Annotated in this window: 16 protein-coding genes; 15 read left to right on the top strand and 1 reads right to left on the bottom strand. The window is 59.5% G+C overall.

What is annotated here, in order from left to right:
* The first annotated feature begins 2 nt into the window (after positions 1 to 2).
* From J2X43_RS07585 to folD, 14 genes are all read left to right on the top strand, one after another.
* Positions 3 to 1,130: a flagellar hook-associated family protein gene (locus tag J2X43_RS07585; protein ID WP_112538197.1), complete on the top strand. Its 1,128-nt coding sequence runs from the start codon at positions 3 to 5 to the stop codon at positions 1,128 to 1,130.
* Positions 1,131 to 1,166: 36 nt separating this feature from the next.
* A complete protein-coding gene (gene flaF / locus J2X43_RS07580; protein WP_112387619.1) occupies positions 1,167 to 1,514 on the top strand; it encodes a flagellar biosynthesis regulator FlaF in 348 nt (115 codons plus the stop codon).
* A complete protein-coding gene (gene flbT, locus J2X43_RS07575) occupies positions 1,511 to 1,960 on the top strand; it encodes a flagellar biosynthesis repressor FlbT (protein ID WP_112387620.1) in 450 nt (149 codons plus the stop codon). The genes flaF and flbT overlap by 4 nt, the downstream gene beginning before the upstream one ends.
* Positions 1,951 to 2,397, top strand: a complete 447-nt coding sequence (flgD, locus tag J2X43_RS07570; protein ID WP_112387621.1) for a flagellar hook assembly protein FlgD — start codon at positions 1,951 to 1,953, stop codon at positions 2,395 to 2,397. The genes flbT and flgD overlap by 10 nt, the downstream gene beginning before the upstream one ends.
* Positions 2,398 to 2,475: 78 nt before the next feature.
* A complete protein-coding gene (gene fliQ / locus J2X43_RS07565; RefSeq protein WP_112387622.1) occupies positions 2,476 to 2,742 on the top strand; it encodes a flagellar biosynthesis protein FliQ in 267 nt (88 codons plus the stop codon).
* A 92-nt stretch (positions 2,743 to 2,834) separates the two neighbouring features.
* Positions 2,835 to 4,922, top strand: a complete 2,088-nt coding sequence (gene flhA / locus J2X43_RS07560) for a flagellar biosynthesis protein FlhA (RefSeq protein ID WP_112387623.1) — start codon at positions 2,835 to 2,837, stop codon at positions 4,920 to 4,922.
* The gene (locus J2X43_RS07555) at positions 4,919 to 5,671 is read left to right on the top strand and encodes a flagellar biosynthetic protein FliR (RefSeq protein WP_112387624.1); all 753 of its coding nucleotides are present in this window, start codon (positions 4,919 to 4,921) and stop codon (positions 5,669 to 5,671) included. Before flhA ends, J2X43_RS07555 begins: the two co-directional genes overlap by 4 nt.
* A 4-nt stretch (positions 5,672 to 5,675) precedes the next feature.
* Complete coding sequence (locus J2X43_RS07550; RefSeq protein ID WP_112387625.1) at positions 5,676 to 6,086, top strand: hypothetical protein; 411 nt, start codon at positions 5,676 to 5,678, stop codon at positions 6,084 to 6,086.
* A gap of 35 nt (positions 6,087 to 6,121) precedes the next feature.
* Positions 6,122 to 6,685, top strand: a complete 564-nt coding sequence (locus J2X43_RS07545; RefSeq protein ID WP_112513947.1) for a rod-binding protein — start codon at positions 6,122 to 6,124, stop codon at positions 6,683 to 6,685.
* An 11-nt stretch (positions 6,686 to 6,696) separates the two neighbouring features.
* The gene (locus tag J2X43_RS07540; protein ID WP_112387627.1) at positions 6,697 to 7,062 is read left to right on the top strand and encodes a hypothetical protein; all 366 of its coding nucleotides are present in this window, start codon (positions 6,697 to 6,699) and stop codon (positions 7,060 to 7,062) included.
* Positions 7,062 to 7,601, top strand: a complete 540-nt coding sequence (locus J2X43_RS07535; protein ID WP_310292877.1) for a hypothetical protein — start codon at positions 7,062 to 7,064, stop codon at positions 7,599 to 7,601. The genes J2X43_RS07540 and J2X43_RS07535 overlap by 1 nt, the downstream gene beginning before the upstream one ends.
* Positions 7,602 to 7,885: 284 nt before the next feature.
* Complete coding sequence (locus J2X43_RS07530) at positions 7,886 to 8,725, top strand: WecB/TagA/CpsF family glycosyltransferase (protein ID WP_112387629.1); 840 nt, start codon at positions 7,886 to 7,888, stop codon at positions 8,723 to 8,725.
* A gap of 115 nt (positions 8,726 to 8,840) precedes the next feature.
* Positions 8,841 to 10,571, top strand: coding sequence for a succinoglycan biosynthesis protein exop (locus J2X43_RS07525; protein WP_310292873.1), 1,731 nt, complete (start codon positions 8,841 to 8,843; stop codon positions 10,569 to 10,571).
* 136 nt (positions 10,572 to 10,707) lie between these two features.
* Positions 10,708 to 11,607: a bifunctional methylenetetrahydrofolate dehydrogenase/methenyltetrahydrofolate cyclohydrolase FolD gene (gene folD, locus J2X43_RS07520; RefSeq protein WP_310292870.1), complete on the top strand. Its 900-nt coding sequence runs from the start codon at positions 10,708 to 10,710 to the stop codon at positions 11,605 to 11,607.
* Here folD and J2X43_RS07515 read toward each other — a convergent pair whose 3' ends face one another.
* Positions 11,608 to 12,633 carry a substrate-binding domain-containing protein gene (locus J2X43_RS07515; RefSeq protein ID WP_112513942.1) on the bottom strand — a complete coding sequence of 342 codons (1,026 nt, stop codon included), beginning with the start codon at positions 12,631 to 12,633 and terminating at the stop codon, positions 11,608 to 11,610. It abuts the gene before it with no gap.
* A gap of 284 nt (positions 12,634 to 12,917) precedes the next feature.
* On the opposite strand from J2X43_RS07515, the gene J2X43_RS07510 reads away from it, so the two are divergent.
* Positions 12,918 to 14,279: an ABC transporter substrate-binding protein gene (locus tag J2X43_RS07510; RefSeq protein ID WP_310292866.1), complete on the top strand. Its 1,362-nt coding sequence runs from the start codon at positions 12,918 to 12,920 to the stop codon at positions 14,277 to 14,279.
* The last annotated feature ends 11 nt before the right edge of the window (positions 14,280 to 14,290 follow it).

Here is a 14,290-nt window from a genome sequence, read left to right as displayed (position 1 = left end):
AAATGAAAAGCTCTTTTATTTCTAGTTCAGCCATTCAAAACGCCATGCGGCTGACGATCCGTCAGTCGCAGAACCAGATGGTGCAGTCGGCGGTTGAGGCCAGCACGAAGATGTACGCCGATGTCGGTGTTGCGCTCGGCGTGAATACGGCCAAGAGCGTCGATTTCAACCGCGAGATCGACCGCATCAAGTCGATCAAGGATAGCAATTCGGTCGTCAACCTTCGTCTGGAGATGTCGCAGAACGGTCTCGACGCGATGAACGGCGCCGCCGATGACCTTGTTGCCAAACTGACGGCCCTGAAGGGAAGCCAGAGCGCCGACACGATCACCGTCACGCTGCAGCAGGCATCCAGCGCGTTCTCGCAGCTGATGGATACCGGCAACTCGCTGACGAACGGCGAATATTTGTTCTCGGGCATCAACACCGATGTCGCGCCGCTGACCGACCAGAGTGCTGCGGCAATGTCGGCGATGCAAACCAATCTGAAGGCCTATGCCAGCGCGCTGACCGATCCGGTAACCGGCAATCCCAAGACCGTTGCCGACCTCGATGCCACGGACATGAAGAACTTCACCACCATGTTCGTCGAGCCGATGTTCATGCAGGATACTTTGCCTACAGGATATCCCGTCGGTGCTCCGGCTCCGACAGGTGGCCTGACCTACGACACGACGCCACCGGCTTGGGGCAACTGGTCGTCGGCATCCAACCAGAACATGACGAGCCGCATCAGCAACTCGGAAGTCGTCACGTCTTCGACCAATGCCAATTCGGACGGTATGCGCTATTTCGCCATGGCGACGGTCATGACCAAGGCGCTGACCAATCAGGGATTGGGTACGGCAGGCATGTCGGGTCTCTCCGACGCCGCCATCGACTACGCCGGCCGCGCGACCACCGGTATCACCGGCCAGCAGAGCCAGCTCGGCCTGTCGCAGGAGCGCGTGACCAAGTCGAACGCCGCACTCGACGCACAGTCCAGCATTCTGCAGGGCAAGCTTATCGATCTGACAGGCGTCGACCCGGTTGAAGCCACCACGATCGTCAAGAACATGGAGACGCAGCTTCAGACCTCTTACACGATCATCTCGAAGATCCAGCAGTTGAGCCTTGTAAATTACCTTTGATGATCAAAGGCGCGCATTACAAAGAAGGATGCATGAATGTATCAGTTCTCTTATGCCGAGGTCATGCAAGACTCGGTGACCGATGCGAAAGAGAGAGAGCGGCAAGTTCTCGATCGGTCTATCGAAATGCTTGCTGCGGCGCGCGAGAAAACAAAATACGGCCGGGAAGCCATTGAGGCTCTGTTTTATACCCGCCGCGTTTGGGTGAGCTTTATCGAGGACCTGAAGCACCCCGACAATCAGCTTGAAGTCGAACTGCGTGCCAACCTCATCTCCATCGCGATCTGGATTCTCAAGGAATGCGACAGGATCAGACGGCGTCAGTCCGATAACTACCAGGGCATTATCGACATTACCATCATCATCAGGGATGGACTTAAATGAAAAGTACACTTCGCATTTCGCTTAAAGCCGGAGAGAGAATCTTCATCAACGGCGCGGTCTTGCGCGTTGACCGCAAGGTCGCGCTGGAATTCCTGAATGATGTGACATTCCTTCTCGAAAACCACGTCCTGCAGCCTGAAGACGCGACGACGCCTCTGCGCCAGCTCTACTTCATTGCCCAGATGATTCTGATCAATCCTGAGGGCAAAGAGCAGTCGACGGTGATGTTCCGCAAGTCGATCACCATGCTGCTGAGCTGCTTCCGCAATGAAGAGATCCTTGCTGAGCTGAAGCGCATCGACGGTCTGGTCTCGACAGGCCGCGCGTTCGACGCTCTGAAGGCCATCCGCTCGATGTACACGCTTGAGGACAGCATCCTCAACAACCAGGAAATGGCGCCGGCGATGGTCGAACAGATTCGCAAGGAGATTGCACCATGGCGGTAGACGCACTCTCGGGCGTAGGCTCTTCCGCGTCGGGCAACACGTCTTCCGCGCAGCAGAAGGCGACGTTGAACTACGACAACTTTTTGCAGTTGCTCATCGCGCAGATGAAGAACCAGGATCCGACGGATCCCGTCGATGCGAGCCAGCAGATGGCGCAGCTTGCCAGCTTCTCGCAGGTCGAGCAGACGATCCAGACGAACACCAAGCTTGACACGTTGCTGTCCAGCTCCAGCCTCACCCAGGCCGGCAGCTACATCGGCAAATACATGGAAAGCGCCGACGGCAGCGTCAAAGGTGTCGTATCGTCGGTCAAGGTTTATTCCGACGGCATCATTGCAACGACGAAGGATGGGGGTAAGATTCTGGTGCAAACCGGTGTCACCATCTCTGATTCGGCACCAACGACGCCGAGCACTGATACCGGCAGCTCCACCTAGTCGAGCTCGCTTGAACAATGAAGACCTACAGTCCGGTTTGTGCCGGGCTGTTTCTCCAAGGCGATATGAGGTTGCCTGATGAATGAAGCTGACGCACTCGATCTGTTCCAGGCAGCCATCTGGACCGTGCTGGTTGCGGCTGGCCCGGCAGTTGCCGCTGCCATGGTCGTGGGTCTCGTCATCGCTCTTTTTCAGGCACTCACGCAGATCCAGGAAGCGACACTGACCTTCGTCCCGAAGATTGTCGCCGTCCTGATTACCGTCGGCATCTCCGCGCCCTTCGTCGGCGCGCAGATTTCGATCTTTACCGACATGGTATTTTCGCGCATCCAGTCAGGCTTCTGAGCCACCCTCGCGCAAGCTTCGCCATTTAACTGTCGATCCGAATAGGGCGGGTCCCGGTATCCGCCTCCTCTCATGAAGAGACGGAACCAGTTATGGCGCAACCACCTGCACTACCCCTTCCGAAAGTCGCACCGAGTTTGCGCGATGTCGGTTTTGCCTTCGGCATCATCGTCATCATCTGCATACTCTTCCTGCCGATCCCGCCATTTCTGATCGACCTCGGCCTGGCATTCTCGATCGCCTTCTCGGTGCTGATCCTCATGGTCGCACTGTGGATCAAGAAGCCGCTGGAATTCTCGTCCTTCCCGACCATCCTGCTGATCGCGACGATGACGCGACTGGCGCTGAACATCGCGACGACGCGCGTCATTCTCTCGCACGGCAACGAAGGCCACGATGCAGCCGGTGGCGTCATCGCCGGCTTTGCCAGCCTCGTCATGTCCGGCGACTTCGTCATCGGTCTGATCGTCTTCCTGATCCTGATCACCATCAACTTCATCGTCATCACCAAGGGCGCGACGCGTATCGCGGAAGTCGGCGCGCGTTTCACCTTGGACGCCATCCCCGGCAAGCAGATGTCGATCGACGCTGACCTTTCGGCCGGTATCATCGACGAGCGCGAAGCGCAGCGCCGCCGTAAGGAGCTGGAAGAAGAAAGCTCCTTCTTCGGTGCGATGGACGGTGCGTCGAAATTCGTGCGCGGTGACGCGGTCGCTGGTCTTCTGATCACCGGCATCAACGTCTTCGGCGGCATCATCATCGGCTATTTCCGCCACGGCATGCCGATCGGCGAAGCGGCCGACGTCTTCGTGAAGCTGTCGGTCGGCGACGGTCTGGTATCGCAGATGCCGGCGCTTATCGTCTCGCTGGCTGCCGGTCTTCTGGTCTCCCGCGGCGGTAATGTCGGCTCCACCGACGAAGCGGTTATCGGTCAGCTGTCCGGTTATCCCCGCGCGCTCTCGGTCTCGGCAGCACTGATGTTCATTCTGGCCCTGATGCCTGGTCTGCCGACCATGCCCTTCACGCTGCTCGGCGGCCTGATGGCCTTCGGCGCCTGGTTCATCCCGCGCCAGATCGAGGCGGAGAACAAGGTTCGCCGCGACCAGGAAGAAAAGAAGGTCGTCGCCAACAAGGAACTGGAGAAGGACTCGGTCAAGTCGGTCCTTCGCACCTCCGAGATCGAGCTCGCGCTCGGCAAGATGGTCTCAACCCGTCTACTCGGTGCCCACCAGGAACTGGCTTTCCGCGTCGGCAAGATGCGCAAGAAGTTTGCGACGCAATACGGCTTTGTCGTCCCCGAAATCAAGGTTACGGACGATATCGCCATTGCCGAGAAATCCTACCAGATCCGCATTCACGGAACGACGATCGCCGCCAACCAGCTGCGTGTGGGCGAAGTTCTCGTCGTCACCGGCTCTGGCCGCAAGCCGCGTATCCCGGGAGACGAGATCCGCGAACCCGCTTTCGGCATGCCGGCTGTTTCCGTTCTCGAAGCCTTTACCGAGGATCTGAAGCGCGAGGGCTTCCAGCCGATCGACAACGTCTCCGTCGTCTTGACGCATATGAGCGAAGTCATTCGCAACAACCTGCCGCAGCTTCTGTCCTACAAGGACGTCAAGGTGCTGATCGACCGGCTCGACCCGGAATACAAGAAGCTGGCGGACGAGATCTGCACCTCGCACATGTCCTATTCGGGTCTGCAGGCGGTCCTCAAGCTGCTGCTTGCCGAGCGCGTCTCGATCCGCAACCTGCACCTCATTCTCGAAGCCGTCGCCGAACTGGCGCCGCATGTCCGCAAGACCGAACAGATCGTCGAACACGTCCGCATCCGCATGGCGCAGCAGATCTGCGGCGACCTGGCCGACAACGGCGTGCTGCGCGTGCTGCGACTCGGCAGCAAGTGGGATCTGGCCTTCCACCAGGCTCTGAAGCGCGACAACAAGGGAGAAGTCGTCGAGTTCGACATCGATCCACGTGCCCTTGAAGAGTTCAGCGAGCAGGCGACGAAGGTTATCCGTGAATTCATGGACCGTGGCCTGCCTTTCTGCCTTGTCACGTCGCCGGAAACGCGCTCCTATGTGCGCATGATCATCGAACGTCTGTTCGCGACGCTTCCGGTTCTGTCCCACGTCGAGTTGGCGAAGGGCATCGAGATAAAGATTTTGGGCTCGGTTTCATGATAACAGACCCGCAGGGCACCATCCTTGCGCTCTTTCTGATTTTTTGCCGGATGGGTGGCTGCGTCCTGGCAATGCCGGGTTTTTCCTCGGCGCGTGTGCCTGAAATCCTGCGGGTCTTTGTTGCTGCCGGTCTGTCGCTTGCCGTTCTGCCGCTGCTTTGGGATACGGTTTATCCCGCGGTCAGCGGTACCAGCGCCAGCTATATCGGGCTGATTTTCAGCGAATCGCTGATCGGCGTCATGTACGGCCTCTTGGCGCGGCTCTATACGATGGGCTTCCAGTTTGCCGCCACCATCATTGCCATGATGGTCGGCTATACCTCGCCGGGCGGCCAGGATGTCGTGGAAGATACGCCGGAAACCAGCCTGTCCGGCTTTATCACTTTCGCCGGCATCATGATCCTGTTCCTGATGGACTTTCACCACATCGTCTTCAAGGCTCTGATCGATTCCTACACGACGATGCCTTTTGGCGGCTTGACCGATGTGCGCGCCAACCTCATCTCGCTGACGGACACGCTGGTCTCGACGACCTCCATCATGCTCAGGCTTTCCAGCCCGTTTCTGCTCTACAGCATGATGTTCAACGTCTCGATCGGCTTCATCAACAAGCTGGCGCCGCAGATCCCCGTTTACTTCATCTCGACGCCATATCTGATACTTGGCGGGTTGTTCCTGTTCTATTTCTCCGTGGCCGCGCTGATCAGTCAGTTCGCGGAATCCTTCCCGTCCGTCTTCATAGGCATGTAGCGAAATGGCGGAAAAATCCCGTTCGCAGAAACTCAAGCGCCTTGTCGCGGTTCAGCGCCACCTCGAGCAGATGGCCGAGTATGACCTTGCCGAAACCACACGGCAGCGCGCCGAAGTGAACGAATCGATGGATACGGTCATCACAGCACTCGGCTCGGTCGATCCGATCCACCGGGTGTTCTCGCAGAATTACGCCGACCGTTTCGAGCGCCTCAGCACCAAGGACAAGCAGCTGACGGGCATCCAGCAGCTGCATGAGATGCGTCTGCAGCATGAGCGGGCTAAGGGCGACCGGCTGGAGGAGGGCATGAAAGAGGCCCAGGAGTCCGAGCGCCGCGAGGCCGATGACAATGCAGTCTATGATATCATCGATCAGAAGTTCGCAACGCCAGCCTCCAGCAAGCTTCAAAAATAATAATCGCCGCAACCTTACATTAGAGGATTGTGACGTTGGCTATTTCGCCCCCTAGTGATCTCGTCCTGGACGTTGTCAAAGCTGCGGACCCGACCGAGGTTCAGGCTGCCCAGGAAAAACTCATGGCGACGCGCGCCGCCTTCAGGGCAAACAGCCTCGCTGACGCCGGCAACGGTTTTTCGTCCAAGGTCGATGTTCTCGAAAGCGCTGCCGCTAAGACCGGTCTCAACGACGTCAAGAATCGCACCAAGACCGAAGAGATCCCCGAGACCTATCGGAAGTTCGAATCGATGGTTCTGCAGAACTTCGTCAAGAACATGCTGCCGAGCGATAGCGAGCAGGTCTACGGCAAGGGCGCCACGGGCGATATCTGGAAGGGCATGATGGCCGAGCAGCTCGGCAACGTCATGTCCAAGGGCGATGGCATCGGTATCGCCAAGGAACTTTATCACGACGCTCTTCGCAAGAAGGAAGGCGCCATCGTCAACGCTAGCGCCGATCAGAACGACCGCAAGGTCGCCTTCAGCATGGTCGACGAGTTCCAGCGCAAGACATTTGGCACCCCGACCGCTGATGCCAAGACCAATAATGAAGCATAACCGAGGATAAAATGGAAATAATCTCAAACGAATATCGCATCAAGTCGGTCCTCGGCCGCCTAGAGATGATCATCGACAACGAGAACACGCGGATCGGCAACGACCCGCAGTTCGATCTCAAGGTCTCAAACGCGCACAAGAGCCGTTGCCTCTATGAGCTTTCGATGCTGTTCAGCGATACCGATCCGGCAGAGCTTGCCGCTTCGCATCTCGAGCAGTTGCATGGCCTGAAGAAGAAGCTGACGCTGAACGCGCGCCGTGTCGAGGCTCACCTCGAAGCCGTTCGTGCTGTCGCCGATATTCTGAAGAACGCCGTGCAGGATGCGGATGCCGACGGCACTTATTCCCAGGAACAATTCGTCGCGCGTGATGCCTGATGCTTAAACTCGTCTTCACAGGCGTCTGGGTCTGCGCGATCACGCTGGCTTCGGTCTATTTCTCGGTGAAAATGGCCACCGCGCCGGCACCGCCGCCGGATGATTCCAAGCAGGCGCAGCTTGAGCTTGTCAAAGGCGAGACTGTCACCATCCCGATCATCGGCGATGGTGCCGTCACCGGATACTTCATCGGCCAGCTCTCCTTCATGATGAACAAGGATGTCGTCAAGGGAGCCACCCTGCCGCTGACGGAGATGACCACCGATCAGCTCTTCACGCTGCTCGTCGGCAACAAGATGGTCGATATCAGCAAGGTCAAGTCTTTCGATCCGCAGGCGTTCCGCGATGCGATCAAGAAGGGCATGAACGAACGGCTGGGCGGCGAATACATTGCCGACGTTATGCTGCAGCAGCTCGACTATCTGTCCAAGGAAGATCAGAAGGCGGCGACATCGGGCCAGCAGCCGAAGATGGGCAAGCCGGTCAAGATCGTCGAAGCGGCACCTGCCGCCGATGCGGCGGCAGCGGCGGCGCACTGATCACATTGACAGTCAGGATCAAAATGGCGCCCTCGGGCGCCATTTGCGTTTGGGAGATGACGGTTAACCAATGCTTTCTCCGGTTCCCGCAATGCAACGGATTTTCCTAAAGGTTGTTTGAAGTCAAGCTGATATACCCTCGGTTAGGCCAGTCTTGGTCGGGTGCCCGGGATAGCAGGTATCGTCATGACAGCCACACGCCGGCGGGCAGCTGCCGGTTCGGATATTTGTCGCTCGTTTTCCGGGATGCTGGGCGCATGAAGCACCCCTTGCAGGAGGTTGGGATGAATTTGATCGCGAACTTCGCGGTTATGGCCTCGCGCCGCACGATTTTCGACGTGCCGGTCTGCGATCTCGGATGGGACGATGCCCTCGTCTTCATCAACGAGCTGGCGTCACTGCCGGTTGGCCAGACGGTCATCTCCTTCGTCAACGCACACAACATGCTGATGACGCTGCGCGACCCCGAATATCGCGAGATCCTCGAACACAACCTCGTCCTGCCTGACGGTATCGGGCTCAACATCGCCTCGCAGGTCTCGCATGGCGGTCCGTTCCCGGCCAATCTCAATGGCACCGATTTTGTCCCTGCGCTGCTGACGTTCATGGAAACGCCGCGGCGTGTCGGCCTGATCGGCGGCAAGCGCGATGTCGTCGAGCGAGCGGCCGAGAACTTTGCCAGACACGCGCCGTGGCACGAATTCATCGTCATTTCGGATGGCTATTTCGACAAGGATAACCCGGTCGATGTCATCAGCGAACTCGATGCCCAGCAAGTCGACATGCTGATCGTCGGCATGGGCACGCCCCTTCAGGAGAAGTGGGCGCATCGCCATATCCGTCCGGAGCATGCGCGTCTGGTGCTGACGGTCGGTGCTCTTTTCGACTTCGTCTCGGGCGAGATACCGCGCGCGCCTGATACCATCCGCATGATGCGCCTCGAATGGGCCTACCGGCTTGTTCAGGAGCCGTCGCGCCTGTGGCGCCGTTATGTCGTCGGTATCCCGGTCTTCCTGTTCCATGTACTGCAATACCGATTCAGCCGCCGGGAGCGGATCATGAAGCTGGAAGGCGACCGTAGCAGTCAGTTGCCGCTTCAAAAGCGCAGCGGCTCACAGCGCTGACCGCGACCTTGGTCTTCCGTTAACCATTTCTTTGCCATGAATCTTTAGGCTGGATTAATACTCGCGCGAGTGCGGGCAACCAGCCGGATCATCACGTGCATGAGAAATGGCATCCATGTATGACAACAAGGCATTGAACGGCAGACGCGTTAGCGCGACGGATCACCGTGCGGCACCGCATGCGCCAAATTCGGGCGCTGCTGTCCTTCCTTCGGAAGCCGAGCTTCTTCGTGTCATCGAAAAGGCACTCGACGAGCAGCGCCGTGCGCGGGCGGCGGCTGCAGCGCCGCTGACAAGCCGCATCGAAGCCATTCTCTCCCCCCGTTTCGAAGCCGCCAACGATGTCAAGACGCCGCCGCCAGCCGCGCCGGCTGTGATGCAGCCGGCATCGGTGCCGCACGAACCGGCCTTCATTCCTGCCAATACCAACGATATCGCCGCCCTTGAGATCGGCGACGCGCCGCGCCGCCTTCCGGTCAAGCCGGTGGCGTTCGCGATACTCGGCCTGATGCTGGGTGCCGCCTTTCCGCTGATGATGCCGCAGGCGCCGGTACGCTATGTGGCCGAAACGGCGTTGCGTGTTGCAGCCGATACCGCCACACGCCCGGCGCTGACATCGGCTGCAGCTAAGAAGCTCGTCTCGGCGCCGGCCATTGCCGCCACGGTCGCCGCCCTGAAACTTGACCGGGATCCCGAATTTGCAGGCGGCCAGCCAAATGCGGTTGGCATCGCTGTCGATCTGCTCTCTGGCAGCGGTGCTGCGGCAGACGCGGCATCCCGCGCAGAAACAGCCGTCGCCGCTGCGATCGACGCCGTGCCGGATGGCAGCACTGGTCTTGTGACGCTCAGGATCTCCACCTTGGGCGCCGAAAAATCCAGGCAGATCGCCAACCGGCTTTCAGCAATCTTGACCGGCGCACCGGCAGGCAATGCCATTGAGGCCAATGCCACACTTCGCAACGCCTACGATCAGGCGCGTGCCGAACTTGATGCCTTCACGGCCAAGGCCGGGGAGGGCAATGTCAAAGTCGCCGCCGATCTTCAGCAGCGCATCAATCAGCGCGATGCCGATCTCAAGATCGCCGAGCAGCGTATCACCATCTCCAAGGAACGTGCCGATCGTCTGAAGACTGCAAAGGCAAACGACGTGATCAACGGCGTCTTGCCTGCGGAGATGATGTCACCGGTCCTGCTGGATGCACGCGACAGATATGCGGTCGAAAAGGCGTCGCTGTCGCAACTCTCCATCGATCTCGGCCCCCGCCATCCGAAGCTGCTTGCGCAGCAGGCGATCGTCGATGGTCTGCGCGACAAGCTCGCCCAGGAACTGTCGCTGCAAGCCAAGGATGCAGCCGCGGATGCCAAGGCCGCCGTCGATGCGCGTCGCAAGCTCAGCGACGAGCGCAACGGCATGATCGCCCAGAGCCGTGACACCGGTGTCGATCTCGCCAAACTTACGGAACTGCGTGACAAGGCCGGTGCCGCCAAAGCCCGCCTCGACAATGCCTTGCCATCCGCGACAACGCCGTCTGCATCGGTCACGGTCCAGAGCCCGCCGAAGGTGACTGCGGCGCAGGCTGGCTACGCAACGCCGATGCGCTCGGCAATCGGCGGCGGAATCGGTCTGCTTGTCGGGCTCGCCACCTCGCTGGCATTGTCGCTCGTGCGCAGGCGCGACGAGGATGCATTCGATATTCCGGTTCTGCCGGAGACGGTGGAGCCTGTGGTGCTCCAGGAGCCCCAAGTCGAGGAAGCGGCGGCGGAGCCGGATGAGCTCGACCAACTGCGTGCGGAGCTTGCAGAACTGCGCAGCAAGTTCCAGACCTATGCGGCAAGTGGCCGCTAACCTTCATCTTCTTGGCAACTGGCGGCATCATTGCCCTTGCATTTGCCGCTTTTAAACAGGATAGGGCGTTCTGAGGCAAACGGCGCTGCTGGCAAAGTCCTAGCTTTGCGCACGAACGCACAGGCGGGAGAGACGCGTGACGACAGTGATCGATGGCAAGCAGGTGGCCGCTTCGGTAATCGAAACCGTGAAGATGGCGGCGGGTTCGCTTGAAAAGCAGAGTGGCGTGAAGACCGGTCTTGCCGTGGTGATCGTCGGCGACGATCCGGCCAGCCACGCCTATGTCAATTCCAAGAGCAAGATGGCCAAGGAATGCGGCTTCAAATCGGTGCAGTACACGCTGCCTGCCGAAACGAAGCAGGAAGAACTCGCAGCCCTCGTCGCATCACTCAATGCCGATCCGTCGATCCACGGCATCCTGGTGCAGCTGCCGCTGCCGAAGCCGCTGAACAGCGAGCCGATCATCCAGTCGATCCTGCCGGAAAAGGATGTCGACGGCCTTCACGTCGTCAACGCCGGCAAGCTCGCCACCGGTGATCTGGAAACCGGCCTGGTCTCCTGCACACCCGCCGGCGCCATGGTTTTCGTGCGCAGCACCCATGGCGAGGACCTGTCCGGTCTCAACGCGGTCGTCATCGGCCGCTCCAACCTCTTCGGCAAGCCGATGGCGCAGCTGCTGCTCAATGCCAACGCCACCGTGACGATTGCCCATTCGCGTACCAAGGATTTGCCCGCGGTGTGCCGCAACGCAGATATCCTCGTCGCCGCCGTCGGCCGTCCCGAGATGGTCAAGGCTGACTGGGTAAAGCCCGGCGCCACAGTGATCGATGTCGGTATCAACCGCATTGCCGCACCTGAGAAGGGCGAAGGCAAGACCCGCCTTGTCGGCGATGTCGCATTCGATGAGGCAGAACAGATCGCTGCGGTGATTACGCCTGTTCCGGGCGGCGTCGGTCCGATGACCATCGCCATGCTGATGGCGAATACCGTGATCGCAGCGCATCGCACTGCCGGCCAAACGCCGCCGAAGTTCTGATCAGGGCTTCGGGGCAGGGCCTGTCGAGCCCCTGACGATCAGCTCGGTCTTCCAGAGTTCCTGCTCCGGGAAACTCCCGGTCTGCTTGACCGTTCCGATCAGCCGCTGCGCAATGCGCGCGCCGGCGGATCGCAGCGACGAACGCGTCGTCGTCAGCGGCACCGAGAAATTCTCGGGCTTCAAGAGCGGCAGCACGTCGTCATGGGCGATCAGCGAAATATCCTCGCCGAGCTTCAGTCCGGCCTGATTGACGGCGCGGATGGCGCCTAGCGCCAGAACCGTACTGGAACACAGGATCGCCGTCGGGCGGTCTGGCAGCTGCAGAAACTGCTCCATCGCCACCAGTCCCTGCTCATCGGTCATCAGCGTATGGCTGATACAGTCCTCGTTCAGATGCAGGCCGCGCTCGGCAAGCGCCGACTCCAGGCCCTGTTTCCGGCGGATTGCGAAATCCAGATGCTCCGGGCCGTTCATCAGCGCAAAGCGTTTGTGGCCGAGCTGGAGCATCAGCTTGGCGGCATCGTAGAACGCCGCTTCATTGTCGATATCGAGATAGGGATAATCTGGCTCCGTCCCATGCGAGCGGCCATGGACGACGAAGGGCGTCGATAGCGATTTCAGCATCGGCAGGCGCGGATCGTGTCCACGCATGTAGGCAACGAACAGCGCGTCGACATTGCCGCTGATCGCCAGACGCCTGAGTGCAGCTACCTCGTCGTCGGGATCGGCAGGCATGATCACGAAATGGAAGTCGTGGCGCACAGCCTCTTCGCCGAGACCGGCGAGAAACTCGCCGAAATGCACGTCGGACTGATGCCCCGGAGCGGTCGGCATCACCAGGCCGAGCGAGCCGGCCTTGCCGGTGGCCAGACGCTGCGCCGCCTTATTCGGTCGGTAGCCGGTTTCCCGCACAGCTTGCAGCACACGCTCGCGCGTCGCCTCGTTGACTTCGGGATAGCCATTGAGGGCGCGGCTCACAGTCGTCTGCGAAAGACCAAGCAATTCCGATAGCTGTTTGAGATTCACGTGTTATGCTTCCTCCCGGGATCAGCGCACGCTGCGGTTTCTCCCAGACCGCCCAAAGCGCTTTCAAACTATGTAGCACCTGGCGTGCTTGACTCAAGAAAAATCGCTCCATATTCCCGTTTAAGCGTTGCTGCACCGCGATATTTGCGTCTCTTTTAGCGGTATTCGCGAAATGGCTTGACTCCTTTCACGCGAGAGTGAGATGAGTTGTTTGTCAAAGCGCTTTGAAGTCCTCCGGTGAGAGGTTGAAAGTGCCGTTGGGATTGTGATGGGAGGTTGATCACATGAAAAAGACTTTCTTGATGAGCGTCGCCGCGGCGGCGCTTTTTGCAGGTGGTGTTTCTGCCGCTGATTTGAAATTTGCTCCGGGCGAAGACGCCAAGTTCAATTGGAAGAGCTACGACGAATTCAAGGCATCGCATGCCGACCTCAAGGGTCAGCCGCTGACCATTTTCGGACCGTGGCGCGGCGAAGATGAAGCCTTCTTCCGCAGCATTCTTGCCTACTTCACCGAAGCGACCGGCATCGAAGCCACCTATTCGTCCTCTGAAAACTACGAGCAGCAGATCGTCATCGACACCCAGGCCGGTTCGCCGCCGAATGTCGCGATCCTGCCGCAGCCGGGCCTCTTTGCCGATCTGGCCAGCAAGGGCTTTCTGACGCCGCTGGGTGACGACACGGCCAAGTGGGTCAAGGACAATTACGGCGCCGGCGACAGCTGGGTCGGTTACGGCACCTACAAGGGCAAGGACGGCAAGGAAGGCTTCTACGCTTTCCCCTACAAGGCCGACGTGAAGTCGCTGGTCTGGTATGTGCCTGAAAACTTCAAGGAAGCCGGTTACAAGGTTCCGACCACCATGGAAGAACTCCATGCGCTGACGGACCAGATCGTCAAGGACGGCGGCGTTCCCTGGTGCATCGGTCTCGGTTCTGGCGGTGCAACCGGCTGGCCGGCAACCGACTGGATCGAAGACATCATGCTGCGCACGCAGAAGCCTGACGTCTACGACAAGTGGACCACCAACGAAGTGAAGTTCACCGATTCGGCCGTCGTTGCAGCGATCGACGAATTCGGCAAGTTCGCCAAGAACGAGAAGTATGTCGATGGCGGTGTCGCAGCCGTGGCTTCGACCGACTTCCGCGATAGCCCGAAGGGTCTCTTCGCCGTTCCGCCGAAGTGCTACCTGCACCACCAGGCTTCGTTCATCCCGTCCTTCTTCCCGGAAGGCACGAAGCTCGGCACCGATGCCGACTTCTTCTACATGCCGACCTATGCTGCGCATGCCGATCTCGGCAAGCCGGTTCTGGGTGCCGGCACGCTGGTGTCGATCACCAAGGACTCGAAGACGGCTCGCGCCTTCGTCGACTTCCTGAAGACGCCGATCGCACATGAAGTCTGGATGGCACAGTCGAGCTTCCTGACGCCTTACAAGGGTGTCAGCACCGCGGCTTACGCCAACGATCAGATGAAGCGCGAAGGCGAAATCCTGACGACGGCCACGACCTTCCGCTTCGACGGTTCGGACCTGATGCCCGGCAAGATCGGCGCTGGCGCCTTCTGGACGGGCATGGTCGATTTCGTCGGCGGCAAGTCTGCCGAAGACACCGGCAAGGAAATCCAGGCTGCCTGGGACGCCATCAAGTAATCATCCTTGAA

This window comes from Rhizobium sp. BE258 (genome assembly GCF_031457345.1).
Lineage (GTDB): Bacteria > Pseudomonadota > Alphaproteobacteria > Rhizobiales > Rhizobiaceae > Rhizobium.
This window is presented reverse-complemented; position numbering and strand designations above follow the sequence as displayed.